The sequence below is a fragment of the Saccharopolyspora soli genome (assembly GCF_022678645.1).
Taxonomy (GTDB): Bacteria; Actinomycetota; Actinomycetes; order Mycobacteriales; family Pseudonocardiaceae; genus Saccharopolyspora; species Saccharopolyspora soli.
Window position 1 is genome coordinate 95,300 of sequence record NZ_JALBWV010000011.1, and the last position, 23,767, is coordinate 119,066.

The 23,767-nt window shown below is 68.5% G+C and carries 21 protein-coding genes and 1 pseudogene; 11 read left to right on the forward strand and 11 right to left on the reverse strand.

Annotated features, from left to right (window positions below):
- Positions 1 to 490: 490 nt before the first annotated feature.
- From MOQ72_RS10815 to MOQ72_RS10840, 6 genes are all read left to right on the forward strand, one after another.
- Complete coding sequence (locus MOQ72_RS10815; RefSeq protein WP_242182607.1) at positions 491 to 1,213, forward strand: flavodoxin family protein; 723 nt, start codon at positions 491 to 493, stop codon at positions 1,211 to 1,213.
- A 24-nt stretch (positions 1,214 to 1,237) separates the two neighbouring features.
- Entirely contained in the window at positions 1,238 to 1,918 is a 681-nt protein-coding gene (locus MOQ72_RS10820; RefSeq protein ID WP_242182609.1) for an RraA family protein, read from the forward strand.
- Positions 1,919 to 2,026: 108 nt separating this feature from the next.
- Positions 2,027 to 2,674, forward strand: a complete 648-nt coding sequence (locus MOQ72_RS10825; RefSeq protein WP_242182611.1) for an HD domain-containing protein — start codon at positions 2,027 to 2,029, stop codon at positions 2,672 to 2,674.
- Positions 2,662 to 3,669: a GlxA family transcriptional regulator gene (locus tag MOQ72_RS10830; protein ID WP_242182613.1), complete on the forward strand. Its 1,008-nt coding sequence runs from the start codon at positions 2,662 to 2,664 to the stop codon at positions 3,667 to 3,669. The genes MOQ72_RS10825 and MOQ72_RS10830 overlap by 13 nt, the downstream gene beginning before the upstream one ends.
- Positions 3,670 to 4,046: 377 nt before the next feature.
- Positions 4,047 to 4,445 (forward strand): FHA domain-containing protein, encoded by a 399-nt coding sequence (locus MOQ72_RS10835; protein ID WP_242182615.1) that lies wholly within the window; start codon positions 4,047 to 4,049, stop codon positions 4,443 to 4,445.
- A gap of 273 nt (positions 4,446 to 4,718) precedes the next feature.
- Positions 4,719 to 5,285, forward strand: coding sequence for a ClpP family protease (locus MOQ72_RS10840; protein ID WP_242182763.1), 567 nt, complete (start codon positions 4,719 to 4,721; stop codon positions 5,283 to 5,285).
- A 249-nt stretch (positions 5,286 to 5,534) separates the two neighbouring features.
- Here MOQ72_RS10840 and MOQ72_RS10845 read toward each other — a convergent pair.
- Positions 5,535 to 6,350: pseudogene (locus MOQ72_RS10845) on the reverse strand (oxidoreductase); the annotation flags it as partial.
- 81 nt (positions 6,351 to 6,431) lie between these two features.
- Here MOQ72_RS10845 and MOQ72_RS10850 point away from each other — a divergent pair.
- A complete protein-coding gene (locus MOQ72_RS10850; RefSeq protein ID WP_242182617.1) occupies positions 6,432 to 7,025 on the forward strand; it encodes a TetR/AcrR family transcriptional regulator in 594 nt (197 codons plus the stop codon).
- A gap of 97 nt (positions 7,026 to 7,122) precedes the next feature.
- Here the strand turns inward: MOQ72_RS10850 and MOQ72_RS10855 are convergent, their stop codons facing one another.
- The 10 genes from MOQ72_RS10855 to MOQ72_RS10900 all read right to left on the reverse strand — a co-directional run bounded on the left by MOQ72_RS10855 (position 7,123) and on the right by MOQ72_RS10900 (position 18,500).
- Positions 7,123 to 9,417 carry a PQQ-dependent sugar dehydrogenase gene (locus MOQ72_RS10855; RefSeq protein ID WP_242182619.1) on the reverse strand — a complete coding sequence of 765 codons (2,295 nt, stop codon included), beginning with the start codon at positions 9,415 to 9,417 and terminating at the stop codon, positions 7,123 to 7,125.
- 176 nt (positions 9,418 to 9,593) lie between these two features.
- Positions 9,594 to 10,313: a hypothetical protein gene (locus MOQ72_RS10860; RefSeq protein ID WP_242182621.1), complete on the reverse strand. Its 720-nt coding sequence runs from the start codon at positions 10,311 to 10,313 to the stop codon at positions 9,594 to 9,596.
- On the reverse strand, positions 10,280 to 11,257 hold the full coding sequence (locus tag MOQ72_RS10865; RefSeq protein ID WP_242182623.1) for a sugar phosphate isomerase/epimerase family protein: 978 nt from the start codon (positions 11,255 to 11,257) through the stop codon (positions 10,280 to 10,282). The genes MOQ72_RS10860 and MOQ72_RS10865 overlap by 34 nt, the downstream gene beginning before the upstream one ends.
- Positions 11,254 to 12,414 (reverse strand): dihydrodipicolinate synthase family protein, encoded by a 1,161-nt coding sequence (locus tag MOQ72_RS10870; RefSeq protein WP_242182625.1) that lies wholly within the window; start codon positions 12,412 to 12,414, stop codon positions 11,254 to 11,256. Before MOQ72_RS10870 ends, MOQ72_RS10865 begins: the two co-directional genes overlap by 4 nt.
- A gap of 148 nt (positions 12,415 to 12,562) precedes the next feature.
- Positions 12,563 to 13,717, reverse strand: coding sequence for a Gfo/Idh/MocA family protein (locus tag MOQ72_RS10875; RefSeq protein ID WP_242182627.1), 1,155 nt, complete (start codon positions 13,715 to 13,717; stop codon positions 12,563 to 12,565).
- Positions 13,718 to 13,887: 170 nt separating this feature from the next.
- Entirely contained in the window at positions 13,888 to 14,649 is a 762-nt protein-coding gene (locus MOQ72_RS10880) for an ABC transporter ATP-binding protein (RefSeq protein ID WP_242182629.1), read from the reverse strand.
- Entirely contained in the window at positions 14,639 to 15,379 is a 741-nt protein-coding gene (locus MOQ72_RS10885; RefSeq protein ID WP_242182631.1) for an ABC transporter ATP-binding protein, read from the reverse strand. Before MOQ72_RS10885 ends, MOQ72_RS10880 begins: the two co-directional genes overlap by 11 nt.
- Positions 15,376 to 16,443, reverse strand: coding sequence for a branched-chain amino acid ABC transporter permease (locus MOQ72_RS10890; RefSeq protein ID WP_242182633.1), 1,068 nt, complete (start codon positions 16,441 to 16,443; stop codon positions 15,376 to 15,378). The genes MOQ72_RS10885 and MOQ72_RS10890 overlap by 4 nt, the downstream gene beginning before the upstream one ends.
- Positions 16,427 to 17,311, reverse strand: a complete 885-nt coding sequence (locus MOQ72_RS10895; RefSeq protein ID WP_242182635.1) for a branched-chain amino acid ABC transporter permease — start codon at positions 17,309 to 17,311, stop codon at positions 16,427 to 16,429. Before MOQ72_RS10895 ends, MOQ72_RS10890 begins: the two co-directional genes overlap by 17 nt.
- 7 nt (positions 17,312 to 17,318) lie before the next feature.
- On the reverse strand, positions 17,319 to 18,500 hold the full coding sequence (locus MOQ72_RS10900; protein ID WP_242182636.1) for an amino acid ABC transporter substrate-binding protein: 1,182 nt from the start codon (positions 18,498 to 18,500) through the stop codon (positions 17,319 to 17,321).
- Positions 18,501 to 18,681: 181 nt separating this feature from the next.
- Here MOQ72_RS10900 and MOQ72_RS10905 point away from each other — a divergent pair, with 181 nt between their 5' ends.
- The 4 genes from MOQ72_RS10905 (at position 18,682) to MOQ72_RS10920 (ending at position 23,745) form a co-directional block, all read left to right on the forward strand.
- Positions 18,682 to 19,716, forward strand: a complete 1,035-nt coding sequence (locus MOQ72_RS10905) for a LacI family DNA-binding transcriptional regulator (RefSeq protein WP_242182638.1) — start codon at positions 18,682 to 18,684, stop codon at positions 19,714 to 19,716.
- Between the two features lie 285 nt (positions 19,717 to 20,001).
- A complete protein-coding gene (locus MOQ72_RS10910; protein WP_242182640.1) occupies positions 20,002 to 20,763 on the forward strand; it encodes an MHYT domain-containing protein in 762 nt (253 codons plus the stop codon).
- 147 nt (positions 20,764 to 20,910) lie between these two features.
- Positions 20,911 to 23,223 carry a sensor histidine kinase gene (locus tag MOQ72_RS10915; protein WP_242182642.1) on the forward strand — a complete coding sequence of 771 codons (2,313 nt, stop codon included), beginning with the start codon at positions 20,911 to 20,913 and terminating at the stop codon, positions 23,221 to 23,223.
- A gap of 96 nt (positions 23,224 to 23,319) precedes the next feature.
- Positions 23,320 to 23,745 (forward strand): roadblock/LC7 domain-containing protein, encoded by a 426-nt coding sequence (locus tag MOQ72_RS10920; protein ID WP_242182644.1) that lies wholly within the window; start codon positions 23,320 to 23,322, stop codon positions 23,743 to 23,745.
- The last annotated feature ends 22 nt before the right edge of the window (positions 23,746 to 23,767 follow it).

The following is a 23,767-nucleotide window of genomic DNA, read 5'->3' on the forward strand; positions in this document are numbered from 1 at the left end:
GCCCACCTACGCAGCTGGCACCGCCGCGGGCTCTCAGACGCGGCGACTCCTGTCATGGGGCGCTGCGCACGGGAGCGAATGGACCAAACACGTATGCCCACATGGCGCACATCCGACACGCGACCAGCCCTGTTTTGAACCGTTCGACCTATCGAACCCACGACAAATGACCGGCGCCTGGCCGAACCCGAAAAGGAAGGGCCAGCCAGGCGCCGGATCGGAGTCCTGACGTCCGAAGCTCGCCTCGCTGGTCAGCACGTCGTGGTTGATACTTCGACTGAGATACGGAAAGTCCAGTGCAGAAGCCCGCTATGTAGCTGCGAGTCGCCCGGCATGCTGTGGGAGAACGCGACCCGGATCGATCGACACCGCGCAGCCAGGTCGCCAGCAGCGAGTTGTTGCTCCTCGCCAAGCATCCCGTGTCGACGCCCAGGGGCCTCGCCGGTTGTGCTCGCGTTCGTCCGAGCTTTCGACTGGAGGTGACGACACAATGGCACTCTCCTCGCAACCGCCACGTTTCGACGGCCTACGTGCCTTGTACGTCAACTGCACGCTCAAGCGCTCACCAGAGTTGAGCAACACGCAAGGCCTGATCGACCTCAGCGCCGCGATCATGCATGACCGCGGTGTCCAAGTGGATGAATTCCGAGCCGTCGACCACGATATCGCCACCGGCGTCTGGCCCGACATGACCGAACACGGTTGGGCCAGTGACGAGTGGCCACAGCTGTTTCACCGCGTGCTGGACGCCGACATCCTCGTCCTGGCTGGACCGATCTGGCTGGGAGACAACAGCTCCGTGCTCAAACGCGTCATCGAACGACTCTACGGCTGCTCGCACCTGCTCAACGATTCCGGCCAGTACGCCTACTACGGGCGCACCGCCGGGTGTCTGTTCACCGGCAACGAGGACGGCGTCAAGCACTGTGCGATGAACGTGCTCTACAGCCTGCAACACCTGGGCTACACCGTTCCGCCGCAGGCCGATGCGGGGTGGATCGGCGAAGCGGGACCCGGACCCAGCTACCTCGACGAAGGCTCGGGTGGCCCGGACAACGACTTCACCAACCGCAACACCACGTTCATGACCTACAACCTCATGCACATCGCCGCCCTGCTCCAGAACGCTGGAGGCGTGCCTGCTTACGGCAACCAGCGCTCCGAGTGGGCGGCAGGCTGTCATTTCGGATTCGACAACCCGGACTACCGCTGAGGGTGCACGGCCGAAGGAGGGTGCATGATGAATGCACAGAACACGGACCTGACAACGATGGCCACGGAACTTGGTTGTGCGTCCATTGTGGATGCCATGGGGCGTACCCACCGACACCGTGCCCACCTCCTCAGCCTCATCAGCCCCACCCCGCAGCGCCCGATGTTCGGCCCCGCCGTGACGATCGCCTTCCTGCCATACCGCGACGACTTCACCGACAGCAACGCCGCAGGATTTGCCGGCTGGTTCTACCGAGCGGTGGGGGCCGCACCCGCAGGGTTGGTACTCGTGCTCTCCAGCGGCGGTTACCCGGACGCTTCGCACGGAGGTGGCACCAAAATGTCCCGTCTGCACAACCACGGGCTTGCGGGGTTGCTCTGCGACGGCCGACTCCGCGATTTCGACGAACTGGCCCGCTACCGCTTCGCAACCTGGTGCACCGGCGAAGCCACCCGAGCAGGTGGCGACACCGTGACGCCATGCGCAGCGAACATCTCCGTGGAAGTCCGCGGCGTGTGCATCACGCCCGGTGACTACATCTACGCTGATCGCGCTGGAGCGGTCGTCATCCCGGCGCAGAGCGTACGGGAGGTCTTGGCCGAAGCCCACCGAGTTGAATCCGAGGACGCGGCCTTCCTGCCGCAAATCCGCGACGAAGACCCCGCAGCACTGCGGGAAGGGCGGCGAACCAGCAGAGAACGCTGATGTCCACATCTGTGGGTTATATGGCCAAATGGCCATAGCGGCGATGGACGCCCGAGGTGGACGCTGGAGGCGACCGGCAGGACGGATAGACGAACCGAGGTGGACGACATGACGAGCAAACTCTCCAACCCACAAACCGTGCAGGTTCCGGACACCAAACTCGCGCGCGAGGCGACCGAACTCGTCCGCGACAGCACCAACGAGCTGATCTACCACCACTCGCGCCGCGTCTACTTCTTCGGCGGGCTGCAGGGCCGCAACCGGGACCTGAGCTTCGACCCCGAACTGCTCTACATCGGCGCCATGTTCCACGACCTCGGCCTGGGGGAACGCTTCCGCACCAGCGGTCGCCGCTTCGAGGTGGACAGCGCTGACGAGGCGCGGCGCTTCCTGGCGGCCCACCAGGTGCCCGAGGACAGCATCCGAAGGGTCTGGACCGCGATCGCGCTGCACACCACGCCGGGGATCCCGGAGTTCATGGAACCCGAGGTGGCACTGGTGACGGCGGGCGTGGAGTACGACGTGCTCGGCATCGGCTACCAGGACATCGCCGAGGCCGACCGGACCGCCATCGTCGCCCTGCACCCGCGCCCCGATTTCAAGCGGCGGATCCTGGAAGCGTTCACCGCCGGGATCCGGCCGAAGCCGGAGACCACCTTCGGCAACGTCAAGGCCGACGTGCTGGAGCACTACGTGCCCGGCTTCCAGCGGGGTGACTTCGTCCGCACCATCCTCGACTCTCCATGGCCGGAGTGAGCGCCCCAGCGGCGCACCTGGTCGCCGTGGCGGCCTTCGACCAGGTGCAGCTGTTGGACGTGACCGGTCCCGTGGAGGTCTTCACCACCGCGAACGCCTTCGGGGCGCGCTACGACGTGCGGATCGTGTCGTTCAACGGCGCCGACGTGCGCACCTCGGCGGGGGTGCGCATCGGTGTGGACGGCGGGCCGGAGAGCCTGCCCCGGCGGGTCGGCACCGTCGTGGTGCCCGGCCGACGCGATTGGCGAGCGGCGGTGGCCGACCAGGAGTTGGTCACCTTCGCGGCTGGGCTGGGGCGTCGCTGCAAGCGCGTCGCGTCGGTGTGCGCCGGGGCTTTCGTGCTGGCCGCGACCGGTGTGCTGGACGGCCGACGGGCCGCGACGCACTGGGAGCTCGCCCGCGAACTGGCCACCGCCTACCCGCAGGTGCGGGTCGAGGCCGATCCCGTGTTCGTGCGGGATGGCCACGTCACCACCTCGGCTGGTGTCACTGCGGGCATCGACCTGGCACTGGCGTTGGTCGAGGAAGATCACGGAGCCGCGCTGGCCCGCCGCGTGGCGCAGCAGTTGGTGGTGTTCATGGCCAGGCCGGGAGGGCAGTCCCAGTTCAGCGCCCGGCTCAGTTCGCGCGAAGCGAAACATCCAGCGGTGCGGCAGGTGATGGACGTCGTCGGGGCAGACCCCGGCACCCACCACAGCCTGGACGTCCTGGCCCGCCGCGCCGGACTCAGCGCGCGGCACCTCAGCAGGCTGTTCCGCGAGGAGACCGGCATGACGCCGGGCCAGTACGTCGAGTCGCTGCGCATGGAGGCCGCGCGGGCGCTCCTCGAAGCGGGCAACGACCCCGTCGAAATCGTCGCCGCGGAGTCGGGCTTCGGGTCCTCGGAAACCATGCGCCGCGTCTTCCAGCAGAGCCTGGGAGTGGCGCCAACCGCCTACCGGGCGCGCTTTCGCACCACCGCCGCGGGAGGTCGTCCAACCGCTGCGGAATTGTGAATGCACAACGCCCGAGCGCGCGGTGCGGTTTCTGAAGCGCAGCCTCGCAGGCTTGCTCCCGCACCATTTGCTGTTGACCTAGCGGGCCACAGTATTTCCGGTGTCCGCCACGTGATTGGCCGCCCGCTGCTCGCGGTGGTTCGGACCTCGTTGGGACTACCCCAAGTCTCTTCTCAGGTTCGTCTCAAGTAACTCCAGGTCCTCGTCGGTAAATTGGAACACGCAGGCCCGGACGGACATTCGATAGCGTGAATGCGTGAGCCGGGTTTGCCGGGGTTCCCCGACAGCCCTCCTCGCCGCTGCTGCCGCGATTGTGGTGGTCGTACCAACGGGAGGACGTCATGTTCGAGGGCCCAAGCGGTGTACCTGCTCCAGCCGTGGGGACATTCGGGGACGAGCCGACCAGCCCGGCCGTCCCGAGTCCCGGACAGGCCGCACCGCTCGCTCCGGTATCGGAGATCTGGCCCAACCCGGTGGGTGGCACCGGCCTCGTGGTCACCAGAGGCCCGTACGCCGGTGTCACCATTCCGGTTTCGGTGGGCGTGAGCACGGTGGGGCGAAGTCGGGACTGCGATGTCACGCTCGACTCGCCCACGGTCTCCCGCTGTCACGCGCAGATCCACCACGACGGTGTGCACTACACGATCATCGACATGGGTTCGCTCAACGGCACCTATGTCAACCGCGAGCCGGTGGACCGAGCCCGGCTGGTCGGCGGCGACGAGATCTGGATCGGCACCTTCCGATTCACCTTCCGCACCGGACCTGCCAAATGATCGCGCCGACCCGGCCGTTGGGCCCCAAGCTGCCGGGTCGGCCGCGGTCCCGCACCACCTGTATCCACTGTGGAGCGCGGACGGCCGCGTAATCGAATTCCCGGCGCGCAACAGTGTCGGGCCGGGGGGCTGGGCGCGCTGATTCGCCGGTAGCGAACCGGGCACGCCCTGGGCGAACAACGCCCGCTACGGGGACATTGGCCGCATACGGTCGGTTATGACGTGGAAAACCGATCGAGGCAGGCAACGATGACACTTCACCTGGCACCCGAAATGCAGTCGCCGAGCGCGGGATTGTCCCTGGACGACTCGATCTACGAGAAGTTGTTGCGCGACCGCATCGTCTTCCTCGGCTCGGAGGTCACCGACGACGTCGCCAACCGGATCAGCGCGCAACTGCTGCTGTTGGCCGCCGCTGACCCGGAGAAGGACATCATGTTCTACATCAACTCGCCCGGTGGCTCGGTCAACGCGGGCATGGCCATCTACGACACCATCCAGCTGGTCAAGCCGGACGTGTCGACCTGGGGCCTGGGCTTCGTCGCCTCCATGGGCCAGTTCCTGCTGTCCTCGGGCGCACCGGGCAAGCGGTACCTGCTGCCCAACACGCGAATCGTGATGCATCAGCCGTCGGCCGGTGTCGGCGGCAGCGCCAGCGACGTGGCCATCCAGGCGGAGGTGTTCGGCAAGATGAAACGCCGGATCGCGGAGATCACCGCCCGGCAGACCGGCCAGAGCGTGGAGCGGATCAGCGCGGACGCGGACCGGGACCGCTGGTTCGACGCCGAGGAAGCACTGGAGTACGGCTTCGTCGACCACATCGTCGGCAGCACCGAGTAGTGGGGGGGGGGGGGGGGGCCGGCCCCCCCCCCGGGGGGGGGGGCCCCCCCGGGGGGGGGGGGGGGGGGGGGGGGGGGGCACCCCCCCCCCCCCCCCGCCGCGCCCCCCCCCCCCCCCCGCCCCGGGCCCCCCCGGGGGCGGGGCCCCCCCCCCCCGGGGGGCCCCGGGGGGGGCCCCCCCCCACGACAGCGGGAAGGTGATGCCGGTCATCTCCTCGGACATCGTCCACAGCCGCTTGGCCGCCGCCGGATCGCTCGCCGCAGCGGTTCGGCTGACCAGCGTCGGTCCGCCGCGCAACTCGAAGATCCCGTCCGGTCCGAGGTAGCTCGTGCCGGGGAGGTCCTGCGTCGCGGCATAGAGCGTGGGCAGCGCACCGGCCATCGCGTCCTGCGCGACCACCCGGTTGGCAATGGCCATGAACAGGCGCAGCGGCGGGTTCGGGCTGTGGCTCTGCAGGTTCGTCGCCGCGTAACCGGGGTGGGCGGCCAGTGCTCGTACCGGGGATCCGATCTCGCTGAGCCGCCGCTGCAACTCCAGCGTGAACAGCAGGTTGGCCAGCTTGGACTGGCCGTAGGCGCGCTGCGGGCGGTAGTCGCCGGTGAAGTTCGGGTTGTCGAAGTTGATCCCGCGCACGTACCGGTGCGCGGTGGACGCGACGGTCACCACGCGATCGGTGACGTGCGGAAGCAGCAGGTTGGTGAGCGCGAAGTGGCCGAGGTGGTTGGTGCCGAACTGCGTTTCGAAGCCGTCCTTGGTGCGGCCCTCCGGCGGGATCATCACTCCGGCGTTGTTGATCAGCAGGTCCAGGTCGCCGTCCCAGGATGCGGCGAACTCCCGCACGGAGGCGAGGTCGGCGAGGTCCAGGCGGCGCACCTCGTGGCTGCCGGGGACCTCGGTCGCGGCGGCCTTGCCCTTGTCCAGGTCGCGGACGGCTAGCACCACGTGCGCACCGGCCGTGGCCAGCGCTTTGGCGGTCGCCACGCCGAGGCCGCTGTTCGCGCCGGTGATGACCGCCGTGCGGCCGGTCAGGTCGGGTATCTGGTCGATCTTCCAGGTAGTGGTCATGGCACCAATGTAGTCATTGGCAACAAAGTTGGCAACGAAAACAATGCAGTCGATGTCAACATCCGGGGTAGGCTGCTGGGCATGGCTGGAGGTCGTTATCACCACGGGGACCTTCGCGCCGCGTTGCTGGACTCCGCTGCCACCGCGCTGCGCACGTCCGGGGTCGACGCCCTGTCCCTGCGTGAACTCGCCAGGGACATCGGCGTCAGCCACGCCGCGCCGAGACGGCATTTCAAGGACAAGGCGGCATTGCTGAACGCCCTAGCCCTGCGTGGCTTCGAGCGGCTGTCCGACGAGATCGGCGCCGCTGCGGCGAGCAGCGGTCCGTTCCGCGTCCGGATCGCCGCGATGGCCAGCGCCTACGTCCGCTTCGCCGCGCAGGAGGCGGAACTGCTGGAGCTGATGTTCGTGCGCAAGCTCGCTCCGGACGCCACCGAGGAACTACTCGCCGCCGGTCACGACTTGGGCGCCGTGGTGTTCGCGGTCATCGCCGACGGTCAGCGCAGCGGCGACGTGCATCCCGGCAACGCCGAGGCGATCGCGCTCGCGGTCTTCTCCGCACTGCACGGTTTCGCCAGCCTCGCCGCCACCGGCATCGTCCCCACCGCGACGACCACCGACCAGGCCCTCGACTACCTCCTCGACGAACTCCTGCACGGCCTGACACCCCGCTGACAGGAACATCGATACGTGATCGGGGTGAGGGGCACCCGTGCCCAAGTAACTGGGTCACGGGTGCCCCTCACCGCGAACAGATCCGCGCTCTCCGGCGTCAGTGATGGAAGAAGCGGCGGTACTGCTTCGCGATCGTGTCGGCGTTCGCCGCGGTGTTGAGGAACATCAGCGAGTCCATCCGGCAGTTGCAGGGATTTCGCTCCAGGGTGTTCTGCGGGAAGCTGCCGCCGATCTTGATGCCGCGCGGGTTCGTCGGGCTCGCACCAGATCCGTCGAGCTGCCACGGGTCGCCGGGGACCGTGTAGAACCCTGGGATCGGCTCGCCGTTGCGGTAGAGCGCCATCTCACCGGTGGTGTAGTCGAACGTCGCCGCCAAGTGCACCCATTCGTCCGGCGGGAGGATTTCGCGCCAGTCCTGGCGGGCCGCGAACGTTTGGGAGCTGCCGCCGTCGATCCGGCGGCCCAGCGCGACCAGGCGCAGGTCACCGTCCACTTCGATCAGTTCCAGCAGCGCCCGGACGTCGTGCCCGTCGGAGTTCCCGCTGAGGATCCCGGCCAAGCCGACGGCGTTGAAGAGGTCGTCGGGTTCCGGCGTCGTGGAGTTGGGGCTCGGGTTCTGCCCGGTCATCTTGAACCAGCCCATCACCGTCGCGCCTTTGGTGCCGTTGAAGGCGCTCAGCGACTCCACACCGTTCTTGTCCCACACTCCGGCCTTCCAGTCGTCGTTCCCGTTCACGTCGGGGTTGAGCTGCTGCGACTGGAGTGCGTTGTTGCTGCCGGGGAACGCCCCGTCGGCCACCCGCATGTCCTCACCGCCGTTGACCTGGGCCAGCAACGTGCGGGACGAACCCTGGTCTAGCTCCTGGGAATCGTCGGCGGCGAACGGGTGCTCGAAGTCGTAGTGCGCGACGAGATCGCGCTGCACCTCGGGGGTGACCTCGGACCCGCCGCCCATCCGGGTTCCGGTGACCTTCCAGATCTTGCCGTTGGCCTTGGCCAGCAGGTACAGGTTGCGCTCGGCGTCGACCCCGAAGCGCAGGTCCACCCGCCCGTCGCCGACGAAGTCGGTCATCCGCAGCCGGTTGCCGTCGGTGTCGAACAGCTGCATCTCGTGCAGCGGCGCGCGTGGCGCACCGCGCTGCATCCGGTTGACGTCGGTGTAGAACACCCGGCCGTCCACGAGGTCACCGAAGATGTACTTGCCGCGCAGCAGCGGCAGATCCGTCCCGCGGTAGACCTGACCACCGGAGATCGCGTGGCCGCTGTCGGCGTCGCACGGCCAGTTCGGCGGCGGGTCGTGGTCGTAGGCCGCGACTGGGTAGACGTAGCCGTACTGTTCGTCGTCCTCCGGCAGCGGGTACAGGTAGCACTGGGTTTCGCGGCGGAACTCGAAACGGCCCTCGCGTTCGCTCCACCCGAAGTTGTCCCCGGCGCGGACCTCGTAGACCGCTTCGATCGCGTGCTGCCCGATGTGGCCGAGGTACATGGCGTTGCGCCCGGCGGGATCCCAGCTGAACCGGTGCGGATCCCGCATCCCCACCGCGTAGATCTCGCCCAGCGCGCCGGGCGTGCCGACGAACGGGTTGGACGCGGGGATGCCGTACTGGCCGTTCGGGCCGTTGGTGCCCGCTGGGTCGATCCGCAGGATCTTGCCCGCCGGGGTGCTCATGTCCTGCGGTACATCGGAATCCACGCCGATGCCGCCGTCGCCGACCCCCAGGTAGAGCAGCCCGTAGTCGGAATCGCCCGGCCTGGCCGTCGGATTGAAATCGATCTGCTGGATGGCGTGCACCTGGGTGCTGAAGCCGAAGCGGAAGATCTCCCGGCTGGTCCCGGAGAACTCGTCGGCCACCGGGTCGTCGGCGGTCCACTCGGTGACCACGCTCTGCACGAACGCATCCGGCTGGTTCGGGTACGTCGGGTCTTCCTCGGCGATCGCCTCTTCGTCCTCGGAGTGCACCGTGTAGAACTTGCCGTTGGTGGCGAACTCGGGGTGGAAGGTGACGAAACCGAACCCGCTGCCCATGCCGCGACCGGAGAAGAAGTGCTCGAAGCGCTGCTTGAAGTCCAGGTACACGTGCTGCTGGCCGCCATCGACCAGGTAGAGGGGCCCGTTGAGGTCGGGGACGTACATCCGGCCCGAGCCGTCGGGGACCTCGCCGATGTAGTTGATCCGGTTGTGCCGGATCAGCCGCGGGTCGGTCGCCGGTGGGGTCGGTTCGGACGCGGGCAGCTGCGCGTACTCCGTCAGGACCAGCCCGAGCCGCGACTGCACCGGATCCTCCGGGATCGGATCGGTGATCGGATCGTCGGCCGATGCCGGTGGTGCTAACAGGGTCGCCGCGACCACCGCGCCGGTGATCGCGGAGACCCATCTTCTGTGCACGCCCATTCGGACTCCATCCCTCGCCGTTGTGGGTTGGTCAGACGTTGCCGGTGACAGCTCGGTGCGCGTTGCTGAAAGCTGAAGCGCGGCACCGGGAATCTGCGCGCAGCGCTGCCCGAACTGCGGGCTCGCATTGCGCAGCGAAGCCGAACGGGCGGTCCGAGCCGAACCGCCCACCTGGCTCACGACGGAGAAGTGCCGGTTCCCGGTCGGGCCGTCGTCCCGACCACGGTCACGTCGCGGACGCGCCCGAAGTTGTCGAACGAGCCGAAACCGACCCGACCACCAGAGAAGGTGGTGTCCGTCGCGGTCATCAGCGGTTCGTCGGATCCATCGACGTACACCGCGATTTCGCCCGACGACGCGCGGTAGTCCAGGCGCACCCGGTGCCAGTCGGTGTCGTCGATCGCGGGCGGTGCGCCGACGGCGCCGTTCCACTGGTCGTCGATGCGCTCGCGGTCGGCGTTGTCGACGACGAAGATGCCGTTGTGCGGGTAGATCGTGTTGTCCTGCGAGAGGTGCGCGTAGTAGAAGCGGGTGGGGGACTGGTAGTTGAAGATCAGCACCACGTCCCGGTCGTCGCGGGTGATCGGTTCGTCGATGCGGACCTCGGCGGTGTAGCGCAGCGAGGCGAACTCGGGTCCTTCGTCGACGATGGCGTATTCGAACGGGCGGCGTGGCCCCTCCGGTGCGTCACCGCGCTCGGTCATGATCACCTGGCGGTTCTCGAACGCCCACTTCGCTGGGGTCAGCGGCGCCCAGAACCGCTCCGTGGCGGGCGGTCGCACCAGCGCGAACGGCGGCCGGAAACCGGGTGCGGTGGCGAAAGCGGCCGGGGCGGCGGTCGCGATCGCGAACAGGCTGATGGCTAGTGCGGCGGCGAGTCTTCGGCGGTGTCGCATGTGGACGTTCCTTTCCGCTCGGGTGGTGCGGACAGGTGCGGTTGCACGAATTCGACGTACCGGCGGGCCAGGGTGGCCACGACGTCCGCGCCGGGGGCGGCCCAGACGTCGGCGTTGAAGATCTCGACCTCGACGTCGCCGGAGTACCCGGCAGCCGCTACGGCGCTGGTGAACGCGCTGAAGTCGATGTGCCCATCGCCGACCATCCCGCGGCTGAGCAGGCTGTCCGCGGGCAGCGGGGTGATCCAGTCGCACACCTGGTAGCTGACGATGCGCTCCGCGGCGCGGGCGATCTGCGCCAGCACGCCGGGCTCCCACCACACGTGGAAGGTGTCGACCACAACACCGACCACGTCCTGCGGGTGCTGTTCGGCGATGTCGAGCGCCTGGGCCAGGGTCGAGATCACGCCCCGGTCGGCGGCGAAGATCGGGTGCATCGGTTCGATGCCGAGCCGGACTCCGCGTTCGCGGGCGTGCGGCACCAACGCGGCCACGGCCTCGGCGACGCGCTGGCGGGCACCCGCGATGTCGCGGTCGCCGTCGGGCAGCCCGCCGGGCACGAGCACCAGCACGCCGGTGCCCAGCGCCGCCGCTTCGTCGAGGGCCGCGATGTTGTCGCGGTGGGCGGCGGCTTTCGCGTCCGGGTCCGCTGCGGTGAAGAAACCGCCCCGGCACAGCGACGAAACCCGCAGCCCGGCGTCGCCGATCATCCCAACCGCGGCGTCCAGACCCACCTCGGCGACCGGCTCCCGCCACACCCCGATGGAGCCGATCCCAGCAGCCACGCAGCCGTCCACGGCCTCGCGCAACGACCAGTTGGCGGTGGTGCGCTGGTTGAGCGAGAGCCGGGCCAGCCTCGGGTCACCGGGTTCCGGAGTGGACACCCGTGCCGGAGCATCCGACGGGACATCCCGATTCCGCGCGGTTGCGGGGAAAGCGGTCATCGCACCGCTCCCGCCGCGTCCAGCCACAACCGCATCCGATGCGCGGCGAACTCGGGATCCGGCAGCAGCCGCGCCTCGTTGGCGAGCTCGAAGACCCGCGCCAGGTGCACCACGCTGCGCGCCGATTGCAGGCCGCCGATCATCGTGAAGCCGGGCTGGTGCCCGCGAAGCCAAGCCATGAAAGCGATCCCGGTCTTGTAGTAGAAGGTGGGTGCGCTGAACACGTGTCGCGACAGCGGAAGCGTGGCCGCCATCTCCGCGTCGTAGGTCGCCACGTCGCCCCCGTCGAGCGCGGCCAGCGCGGCCGACGCCGCCGGGGCGATCGCGGAGAAGGCGCCGAGCAGGGCGTCCGAATGGTGCTCCGCGTCGCCTCGGATCAGCTCCGGGTAGTTGAAGTCGTCGCCGGTGTACAGGCGCACCCCTGCGGGCAGCGCGGCGCGCAGCCCGCGTTCGTGCTCGGCCGACAGCAACGAGACCTTCACACCATCGACCTTGTCGGCGTGGTCGCGGACCAGGTCGAGGAAACTCCCGGTCGCGGTCGGCACGTTGGAGGAGCCCCAGTAACCGGCCAGTTGCGGGTCGAAGACCTCGCCGAGCCAGTGCAGGATCACCGGCTCGGCGACCTGCCGCAGCACCGCGTCGTAGACCTGCCGGTAGTCCTCGGCGCCACGGGCGATCCGGGCGAGGTGGCGGGACGCCATCACGATTACCTGCGAGCCGGTGGACTCCACGAAGCCCACCTGCTCCTCGTACGCGGCGATGACCTCGTCGAGCGTGGCGAGTTGGTCGCGGTGATCGGTTCCGGCGCCGGAGGCGATCCGCGCGCCGAACGCGCGAGCCTGTTCGGCGCTGCGGCGGACCAGTTCCCGCACCGAAGTCCAGTCCAGGCCCATGTTGCGCTGGGCGGTGTCCATCGCTTCCGCGACACCCAGGCCGTAGCGGAACAGCTCGCGGCGGAAGGCCAATGTGGACTCCCAGTCCACCGCCGCCGGGGCGCCCGGTGTGTTGTCGCCGAGCGGATCGGCGGCCACGTGCGCGGCGGCGAAGGCGACCCGCGAGGAATAGGGCTGCGGATGTTCCTCCCACTGCCGCGGCTCGCGCAACGCGACCTCGGTCCAGGTGCCGTCGGCCGCGGGCAGCTGGATTCCGGCGCTCATGGCTGGTCCGCCTCCAGTCCCGCCTCTCCGCGATTCACAGTGGTGGTTGCGTCCATACGAATCTCGCGTTTCGTGGGTTCTTGCGGCTGGTTTGCTTCACGGTCCCCTGAGGTGCCGTTGGGGAGGGCTTGGGTTGACACCGGGCTACTCATACCGTGCCGGCGGTGGGGAGTTCGACGCGGCGGCCTTCGGTGGACGAGGTGTACCCGGCGTCGGCCAGCCGGAGGCCGCGCACCCCGGCGGCGAAGTCGTAGCGGTGCGGCCTGCCGTGGTGCACGTCCAGCAGGAACTGTTCCCACTGGGTGCGGAATCCGTTGCCGAAGGGCACGTTGTCCGGCACTTCGTCCCAGTGGGAGCGGAAGTCCTCGGTGGTCGGCTCGTCGGGGTTCCACGACGGCCGCGGCGTGCGAACCCGCGGTTGGACCCGGCAGCCGAACAGCCCCGCGACCGCCGAGCCGTGCGTGCCGTCCACCTGGAACTCGACCAGTTCCTTGCGTTCCACCCGCACTGCCCACGACGAGTTGACCTGGGCGATCACGCCCCCTTCGAGCTCGAAGATCGCATACGCCGCGTCGTCGGCCGTCGCGTCGTAGCGGCGACCGTTCTCGTCCCAGCGCTCGGGGATGTGCGTGACGGCCTTCGCGGTGACCGCGCGGACCGGGGCGAAGAGGTTCTCCAGCACGTAGTTCCAGTGGCAGAACATGTCCAGGACCACGCCACCGCCGTCCTCGGCCCGGTAGTTCCAGCTCGGCCGCTGCGCGGGCAGCACGTCGCCCTCGAAGACCCAGTAGCCGAATTCTCCGCGCACCGAGAGGATGCGGCCGAAGAAGTCGGCATCGACCAGGCGCTTCAGCTTGCGCAGACCCGGCAGGAAGATCTTGTCGTGCACGACGCCGTTGACGATTCCGCTCGCCTCGGCCGCGTTGACCAGTTCCACGCCCTCGGCTACCGACGACGCCACGGGTTTTTCGGTGTAGACGTGCTTCCCGGCGGCGATCGCCTTGAGGATCGCCTTCTTGCGTTCGCCGGTGACCTGGGTGTCGAAGTAGATCTGGGCGTCGTCCTCGGCGAACAGGTGGTCGAGGTCGGTGCTGAAGTCCGCGATCCCGTGCTGGTCGGCGATGCGAGCCAGCTTGTCCGCGTTGCGGCCCACCAGGACCGGCTCGACCTGGATGCGGCTGCCGTCGTCGAGGACGATGCCGCCATCGTCGCGGATCGCCAGCACCGAACGCAGCAGGTGCTGGTGGTAGCCCATCCGGCCGGTGACGCCGTTCATCAGGATGCGGTACGTGTGATCAGTCATGGATCTACTGACTCCCGTTGGATCTGTGCGGGTCGTTTAGCGCAGGTGGTCGCCTGGTGGAATGTCCTAGCGAGGCGACGTGTGAAGACCCGTCGGCGGCCGATCTGCGTAGGGGGAAAAGGGAAAGCGGCTTGTTCGCGTTGCGCGCACTGGACCTCCCGGATGCGGTGTCAGGACGATTTCGCGGTCGACCGTCGCGGCGACGCGCGGCGGTTGCCGAGGTAGAGCTCGCCGAGTTGCGGGTCTTCGTGCAGTTCGGCGGCCGGGCCGGAGACGTGCACCCGGCCGAGGTCGAGGACGCAGCCCAGATCGGCGGTTTCCAGTGCGCGGCGGGCGTTCTGCTCGACGAGCAGCACCGCCGTACCGGCGTCGCGCATCCGCGCCACCTGCTCGAATACCGTCTCGGTCGCCTTGGGGTCCAGCCCCATCGACGGTTCGTCGAGCAGCACGACCCGCGGGCTGACCATCAGCGAGCGGGCGAATTCGACCTGCTTCTGCTGCCCGCCCGAGAGCGCCCCCGCGAGCGAGCCCCACCGTTCGGCGACTACGGGGAAGAGCTGCTTGACGAAGTCGACCCGCTCGGCGATCGCGGCCTTGTCCCGCAAGGTGTACGCGCCGAGCAACACGTTCTCCGACACCAACATCTCCTTGAAGACGCTGTGGCCCTGCAAGACGTGCGACAGGCCCGCCTCGAGCAGTTGCTGCGGGCGGAGGTGGGTGACGTCCTGACCGCCGAGGAGGATTCGCCCCGAACGCGGCGCGAGCATGCCGCTGGCCACCTTGAGCACTGTGGACTTCCCGGCGCCGTTGGGGCCGACGAGGCAGACCACGCTGGCGGGCGGCACGCGCACCGTCAGCCCGCGCAGGACGAGTGCCGCGCGGCCGTAACCGGCCTCGACGTCGATGAGTTCGAGCAGGTGCTCAGCTGCCAAGGTATGCCTCCAGGACTCGTGGGTCGTCGCGCACCTCGTCCGGCGTTCCCGCGGCGATCGGCCGCCCGCGGTCGAAGACGACGACGTGGTCCGACAGGCTCATCACCAGGTCCATGTTGTGCTCGACGATCAGGAAGGTCTTGCCCTCGGCGTTGAGCGCGCGCACCAGGTCGCTGATCCGGTCGATCAAGGCCGGGTTCACCCCGCCCGCCGGTTCGTCGAGCATGATCGTCTCGGGCTCGGCCATCAGCACGCCCGCCAGTTCGAGCAGTTTCTGCTGGCCGTAGGAGAGATCGCGAGCCTCGGTGTCCGCCAGGTGGTCGATGCCGACCCGCGTGAGCAGCTCGCGTGCCCGATCCACGTCGGCGCGTTGGCGGGCCGAGGCCAGTTGGGCGAGCAGCGTTCGCGGGCGGACCGCGACGAGCAGGTTCTCCAGCGCGGTCATTCGCGGGAAGATCCGGCACAGCTGGAAGCTGCGGCCGATCCCGAGGCGGGCGATCCGGTGCGGGGGTTTGCGGGTGATGTCCTCGCCCTGGTAGCTCGCGGTGCCGGAATCCGGTCTGATCATCCCGGTGACGCAGTTGAAGAACGTGGTCTTGCCGGACCCGTTGGGGCCGATCAGCGCGTTGACCTTGCCGTGCTGGAAGGCGACGCTGGCGCCGTCGACCGCGCGCACCCCGCCGAAGGACTTGGTCAGGCCGGTGGTTTCGAGACCGCGAACGGGGTTCAACGGTGTGCCTCCTCCTTCGCCGGGGGTTCGGCTGCGCGCGCTTCGGCGAGTTCGCCCTGGCTGACCTCGCGGATCGAGGCCGCCTGCGGGCGGAACCGGTTCACCAGGTCGGTCAGCGCCGGGATGATCCCGTCGGGCATGAACAGCACCACCGCCGCGAGCAGCAGGCCCATCGCGACCAGGTGGAACTGGGTGTCGCCGTACTGGGCCTTGAAGTACTCCACGGCGTAGCCCACGATCACCGCCCCGAGCAGCGGTCCGAACAGGCTCCGGATACCGCCCAGCAGGCTCATCAGCACCAGGTAGGAGCCAGCCAGGATGGAGAACTGGAAGATCGGGTCCAGGAAGCCGAACCACAGCGCGTAGAGACCGCCACCCAGCGCGGTGAAGAACGCCGAGATGACGAATGCGACGAGCTTGTAGGCGAACGTCGGCACGCCCAACGACTGCGCCTTGTCCTCGTCCTCGCGGATCGCTTTGAGCCCGGTGCCGAAGCGGGAGCGGTTGATCGCCCACCAGCACAGCAGCGCGACCGCCAGGAGTGCGGCGTGCAGGTAGAAGAACCGCTCGTGCTGCTCGGGCCGGAGCACGTCCGGGCCGAACGGGCGCGGCACGCGCAATCCGTTGGAGCCACCGGTGAACGATCCCCAGCTCTGGAAGACCAGCAGTGTGATCAGCACCAACGCGATCGACACGATGACGAACGAGGCGCCGCGCACCCGCAGGCTGGCGACCCCGATCGGCACCGCGAGCGCCGCGACGAGCAAAGCGCCGAGCAGCAGCGCGACCCACGAATTAAGGTCGGCGTGCAGGATCAGCAGAGCGGTGGCGTAGCCGCCGAGGCCGGAGTAGGCCGCGTGGCCCAGCGAGATGTAGCCGGTGAAACCGCCGACGAAGTTCCACGACGTGGCGAGCACCGCGTAGCTCATGATCACCACGCCGACCGACAGGATGAACGCATCCGGCGCCAAGCCGGGGAAGGCGAGCACCAGCGCGGCCAACGCCAGCAGCGCGACCAGCTTCACCACGCGCAGCGGGTTGAGTGCTTCAGAATCGCTGCGCAAGTCGGCCTCCGAAGAATCCCTGGGGGTGCAGCAGCAGAGTGGCGAACAGCGCGAGGTAGAAAACCGTTTGCGCCCAGGTGGTTCCGAGCGGGATCTGCAACAGGCTCTGGCCCAGTCCCAGCGCCATCGCGGCGATCGCCGCGCCGGGGATGCTGCCGAGACCGCCTACCACGATGATCGCCATCAGCGGCCCGATCCAGTGCCAGTGCAGCGACGGGTAGATCGTGGAGTCCAACGCCAGTGCGGTGCCGCCGATCGCCGCGGTGGCCAGGCCGAGCCCGAAGCCGTAACCGGCGATCCGGTCGGTGTTGATGCCGACCAGCTGCGCCGCCGCCCGGTGCTGGATCGTGGCGCGCAGCGCGTGCCCGAACCGGGTCAGCTTCAGCAGCAGGTAGAGCCCGGCCAGCGACACCGCGGCGAGCCCGAAGGCGATCAGCTTCACCACCGGGATGCTCGCGCCGAAGACCACGATGTCGGCCCCGGAGTAGGGCAGTTGGATCCGCCGGTGGGTCCCGCTGAAGACGAATCCGAGCACGCCCTCGATCACCAGCGCGATGGAGAACGTCAGCAGCACCGACATCATCGTCAACGTCGCCGGGCGCAGTCTGGCGATCAGCAACCGCTGCACGAACACCCCGATGCCGAAGAACAGCGGGATGGTGAACACCAGCGACAGCAGCGGGTCCAAGCCGGTCCGCAGGGTGAAGTACCAGGCGAGGTAGGCGGCCAGGATCAGGAACGCCGAGTGCGCGAGCATCACCACGCGCATCACGCCGAAGTACAGCGTCAAGCCCGCGGCCAGGAGGGCGTAGAGCCCGCCCAGCAGCACGCCGAGCACCAGGCTCTGCAGCAGCAGCGATCCGGTCACGTCGGCCTCACCACGTCGGCTTCGGGTGGATGAGGTTCGCTTCCTTGGCGTTCTCCGGCAGCACGATCTGGATCCGGCCGTCGACGTACTGCTGGATCAGGTGCGCGCCCTGCGGTTTTCCGGTCCGGTCCCAGCGGAGCTCGCCGACGACGGTGTCGACTTCGTTGTTGTGCAGCCAGTCGATGAGCTTGCGCTGGCACTCGGGATCCGGGTCGGCGCACCCGACGGCTTGGACGGCGGCGGCCACGACCTGCCCGGTGGTCCAGGCGTTGGCCTCGTCCTCGTTGGGTTCGGTGCCGTGCATCTTGGTGTAGTGGGCGACGAACTCCTGGTTGGCGGGGAAGGCCGCCTTCGGCGTGTAGCCGGTGGGGGAGAGGATGCCCTCGGTCTGCTCACCGATCGCCCTGGGGAACTCCGGGTTGGTCGGCGCGGTCGAGAAGGCGGCCATCGCGGGCTGGTAGCCGAGCTGGCGCAGCGCCACGATGAGGTTCACCGCGTCCTGGTACTGCGTGCCGCCGACGACCAGTTCCGCCCGCGAGTCGGCGATCTTGGCCGCGATGGAGCCGAAATCGGTGGTGTTGGGCGGGTAGACCTCGTCGACCACCGTGCGGACGCCAGCCGCCGCCAGCTTGTCCTTGAGGCCGTAGGCGGTGCCCTGCGCGAACGGATCGTCCATGGCCGCGTACGCGGCGGTTTCCGGTCGCTGGTCGGGCGGCATCGCCAAGATCGCCTCGGCGAGGTAGTTGTAGTGGTCCTGGGCCACCGCGGGCGCGGCGTAGAAGAGGTTGTCGAAGCCCTGGTCGAACACCTCCTCGGCGGCGCCCGCCGGTTCGACGAACAGGAAGCCGTAGTCCTTGGCGACCTGCGCGGCCGGGATCACCAGGCGGGTGGAGAACGGGCCGAAGACGAGGTCCGCGCCGTCCTGGTTGATCAGCCGCTCGTAGTCGGCGGCGACGCGGTCGGCGTTGGACTGGTCGTCGAGGATCACCAGCTCCACCTGGCGGCCGAGCAGCCCGCCGCGGGAGTTGACGTAATCGGCCCACGCCTCGTAGCCGCGGCGCACTCCCTTGCCGGGCTCGGAGAAGTCGCCGGTCAGCGGGAGTGAGATGCCGATCCGGATCCGGTCGTCGGTGCTGCCGCTGGAGCCCGAACTGAGGCAACCGGTGAGCGCGAGGGCCGCGCTGGCCACGAGTGCTCCGAGTCGGAGACCGTTTGAAATTTTCATGATCCACCCGTCGTTGGGAGCATCCGTAAGCGCTTACGAAAGCGCTTACGGCAGAATAGGGACCACGAGCTGTGGCGGCAAGGGGCGCCGAGCATCATGTGTTCCGGGGCGGTCCGCGGACCGACCGACGGGAGGAGGGACTCGGATGGCACAGCGGCGCGCGCGGCTCCGGCTCGTCGATGTCGCGGAGCGGGCCGGGGTCTCGATCGCGGCGGCGTCACGCGCGCTGTCCGGCTCCGCGGGTGTCAGCGACGAAATCGCGCAGCGAGTGCGGGAGGTCGCCGCGCAGCTGGGTTACGTCGCCAACGTGCACGCCCGCACCCTGGCCGGGGGTGCCAGCACGACCGTCGGTCTGCTCGTGCACGAGATCGGCGACCCCTACTTCACCGAGATCGCCAGCGGGGTGCTGCGGGTCGGCGCGCAGCAGGGGCTGACCGTGCAGATCTGCCACACCGGCCGCGATCCGGACAGCGAACTCGTCCAGGTGCGCACGCTGATCGCCAACCGGGTGCGCGCGATCGTCATCGCCGGTTCGGGCTTCGTGGACGCGCGGATGCAGTCGTCGGTCAAGAAGGACCTGCAAGCGTTCCAGGAGACCGGTGGTCGGGTCGCGGTGATCGGGCGGCACCCCCTCGGCACCGACGCGGTGTTGCCGGACAACCTGGCAGGCGGCCGCTCGATCACCGAGCACGTGCTTTCGCTGGGACATCGGCGGATCGCGTTCGTCGTCGGGCCGAAGGCATTGACCACGGTCGCCGATCGGCTTGCTGGCGTTGACCAGGCGTTGGGCGCGCGCGGGCTGTCCGTCGACGACATGCCCGTCATCGAGGCGGCTTTCACGCGGGAGGGCGGCACGGCGGCCACCCGGCGGATCCTGGACGAGCACCCTGGAGTTACCGCGGTGATCGCGCTCAACGACGACATGGCGATCGGCGTACTGGCGGCGTTGCGTGCGCGCGGCATCGCGGTACCGGAGCAGATGTCGGTGGCGGGCTTCGACGACGTGGCCGTAGCCGAGCACCTGTCGCCCGCGCTGACCACGGTGCGGCTGCCGATGACGGAGATGGGGGAGCAGGCGCTCCTGCTCGCGCTGAAGTCGCCGTCGGCGCGCCCGCGCCGCCGCGCCACGACGCACGAACTGGTGGTCCGCGAATCCACCGCCGCGCCGCGCTCCCGATGAATGTCCACAGTGTATTGATCAATTAATTAGCGGTGTGGATTTTCGATCTTCTGGTGGGTTTGAGAGCGTTTCTTAAGTGCGAATTAAATGTGTCATATGAGACGGATAGTTGACGGTGCGTGCATGGTTCGTCACCCGGCCTAACTTACTTTCGAGTACGGTTGTGGTGGATGATCTCGATGAGTAAGGTCGGTGCAACGTGAACGGCCGGTCGGGGCAACGCGGGTCGATTCTTGCCATGTGCCACCTATGCGCTTTTGGGAACTCATGAGTCAGATAGGCTCGATGACAGAATTTGGATTCGGTTGGCTGACGCCGGTGTTGTCCTACGCCATGGCCTGCGTTGGCGCCGCACTCGGCTTGCGCTGCATGGTGCGCGCACTGGCGAAGACCGGCCGCTCGCGGCGCAACTGGCTGATCAACGGCGCCGTCGCGATCGGTACCGGGATCTGGACGATGCACTTCATCGCGATGCTCGGTTTCCAGGTCACGGGCACCGACGTGCGCTACGACGTGCCGCTGACCGTGCTGAGCCTGGTGGTCGCGATCGTGGTCGTCGGCATCGGCGTCTTCGCGGTGGGTTACAGCCGCTCGAAGGTGCTGGCGGTGCTGGTCGGCGGGGTGGTCTCGGGCCTGGGCGTGGCCATCATGCACTACATCGGCATGGCCGCGATGCGGCTTTCCGGCACCGTCGGCTACGACCCCGTGATCGTCGCGTTGTCGGTGGTCATCGCGGTGGTCGCCGCCACCGCGGCGCTGTGGGCGGCATTGAACATCCGCGGCCCGGCGGCGGCCTTCGGCGCATCGCTGGTGATGGGTGTCGCGGTGAGCGCGATGCACTACACGGGAATGGCCTCGGTCCACGTCGGCCTGCATTCGATGCATTCTCCGGTCGACGGCGCGACCCCGATGCAGTTCATCTTTCCGCTCACCGTCGTGTTGGGCACGTATTTGTTCCTGACGTCGGCCTTCGTCGCGATTTCGCCGAACGCGCCGAGAAGAGCGGATGGCGCAGCTGAAAAGCAGGTGGATCCCTTCACCGGGTGACTTGCGTCCACTGCCTTTCCGCAGCGGGTCATCCGCGTTCGCGACGAGCCCGCCCAACTTTCCGACTCCCTCCAGGATGGAGGACTCATGCCTGGGTATTCCCGCACGCGTTCACGCGTTTCTCCGAGCCTGCTGAGGCCGAAATCAGTGCGAGCGAAAACGGTCGCGCTGCTCGTGGTGCCGGTCGTCTCGCTGATGGCGCTGTGGGCGCTGGCCACGGTCTCGGCGGTGCAGAGCGCGTGGACGCTGCACCAGGTCAAAGAGCTCAACGCCGAACTCACCAGACCGGTCAGCGATCTGGTCGACGACCTGCAGGCCGAGCGCGCCGCCGTCGCGCAGTACCTGGCCGCGCCACGCGGCGGCGAACAACTGGTCTCCGGCCAACGAGCGCGTACTGCCGCGGCCACTGCGGCGTTGGTCGAAGGCTCGACGGTGGCCAGAGCCAACATCGCGAACGTCGCACCAGAAGTGGACCAGCGAATCTCCGCCCTCGTCGAGGATCTCGACCGGTTGCAGCGCGACCATGCCGAGGTCGTCGCCCAGCGGATGGACTGGAACGACGCCTACAACTCGTATACGACCGCGATCGAGCGCGCCTTCGCGGTGGACGAGGCCCTGACGAACGTCCAGGACGGCGAAGCCGCTGCCGCCGCGCGGGTCGTCCTCCAACTCGGCCGGGTGGGCGAGATGATCGCGCGCCAGGACGCCGTCGTGACCTCAGCCCTGGCCGCCCAGGGGATGACACCGGATCAGCACGAGGCGTTCGCCACCGCGCTCGGTGGCCAGCACGTGTTGACCGACGGTTTGCTGCCCGACCTCGCCCCGGCGGATCAGGCCGCCTACCAGCAATTCGTCAACGACGGCTCCTATCGGTCGCTGACCTCGATGCAGAACGCGTTGCTCAGCGGGCCAGCAGCCGTCGGCGCTTTCTCCGTCGACCAGTGGCGCGGCGCGGTGCAACCTCTCGCGCAGAGCGTGGCGACCGTCCGGGCCAACGCCAGCGCGGCCACTGCGGCGCAGGCGGAATCCGCCAGCGGCGCGGTGCTGACGCAGGCGGCGCTTACGGTCGCCCTTGGACTTCTCGCCGTGCTGCTCGCTTTGGTGGTCTCCGTCCGGATCGGTCGCGGCATGGTGATCGAGCTGGTCGGCCTGCGGGACTCGGCCCTGGAACTGGCCAACCGACGGCTCCCGCAGGCCATGCGCAGGCTGCGCGCGGGCGAGAAGATCGACATCGATGCCGACGTGCCGGTGGTCGCGCCCGGCGAGGGCGAAATCGGTCAGGTCGGCAATGCGCTCAACGCCGTGCAGCACGCGGCGTTGCAGGCCGCGGCCGAGCGGGCCGAACTGCTCACCGGTGTCTCCGGGGTGTTCGTCAACCTGGCTCGGCGCAACCAGTCCCTGGTGCACCGCCAGCTCAGCTTGCTGGACGCGATGGAGCGCCGGACCGAAGATCCGACCGCGCTCGAAGACCTCTTCCGGCTCGACCACCTGGCGACCCGGATGCGTCGGCACGCCGAGGGGTTGATCATCATGTCCGGTGCCGCGCCCGGCCGGTCCTGGCGCAATCCGGTGCCGTTGATGGATCTGGTTCGCTCCGCGGTCTCGGAGGTCGAGGACTACGAGCGCGTCGAGGTGCACCGGATGTCCGAGCTGTACGTGGTCGGCTCTGCGGTTTCCGACCTCACGCACCTGTTCTCCGAACTCGTGGAGAACGCGACGTCGTTCTCCCCGCCCGGCAGCACAGTCCTGGTGCACGGCGAGCCGGTCGGCACCGGATTCGTCGTGGAGATCGAGGACCGCGGCCTGGGCATGCGCCCGGAGCGGATGGACGAGGCGAACCGGCTGATCGCCGACTCGCACCGGCTTGAGCTGTTCGAAAGCGACCGGCTGGGGCTCTTCGTGGTGAGCCGGTTGGCGAACCGGCAGCACATCAGCGTCTCGCTGCGCCGCTCGCCCTACGGCGGCACCACCGCCGTGGTGCTGCTGCCCGCATCGATTCTCACCACCATCGAACCGCGACCCGATCAGCACGATCAGCAGCCCGAAGCGATCTCCGCGCCGGAGGAGGACGTCGTCCCGGTACCGATGAAGGCGGTCGCGACCCGGTTGCCCACCAGGGTGCCGCAAGCGTCCGCGGTGCCCAGAGCAACCCGGCGGCGGCGCTCGTCCATCTGGCGCGACCCGGCCGAACCGGTCGCGATCAACGGCGAGGTCGTGTCGCACGAAACCCCCGCCGACACCGGAGGAAACGACGAGCAGAACACTGGCGGCCTGCCGCGCCGGACCCGACAGGCGAGCCTCGCACCTGGGTTGCGGGCCGAGGATTCCCGCAACCAGCGCAAGACCGACGCCGTCGGCGCCAAGATCTCGCCGGAGCAGGCGCGCAGCATGATGACCGCGGTCCAGCAGGGCTTCGCCCGCGGACGCGGTGCGCGAACCGACGATTTCCCGGACGCCTGAGTGCTTTGTCGTCGCAGCGGCGCGGCCGCTCGGCCGAAGCGTGCGATCGGCACCGCCACCCGAACCACTTCACGGACGAGTTCTCAGGGAGGACCAATGTTTGGCACCACCGAGCAGGCCGGGGAGCTGAGTTGGCTCCTGGACGAGTTGGTCCACAACGTGCCTAGGGTCAGACTCGCACTGCTGCTGTCCAACGACGGACTGGCCCTGGCGGTGTCGTCGGGGATCAGCAGCGAGGAAGGCGAACACCTCGCCGCGGTCGCCTCGGCGTTGCACAGCCTCGCCAAGGGCACCGGTCGGCATTTCGACGCTGGTTCCGTCCGGCAGACCATGATCGAGCTCGACGGCGGCTTCCTGTTCGTGGTGGCCGCGGGCGGCGGGACGTGCCTCACGGTGTTCGCCGAGACAGGCGCCGACATCGGCTTCGTCGCCTACGAGATGGCGCGGTTGATCAACCAGGTCGGCGAGCACATGTACACCGCCGAGCGCTCGGACATCGGCGACTGGCCGGGCGAACGATGACCAACCAAGCGAACGCTCGGGG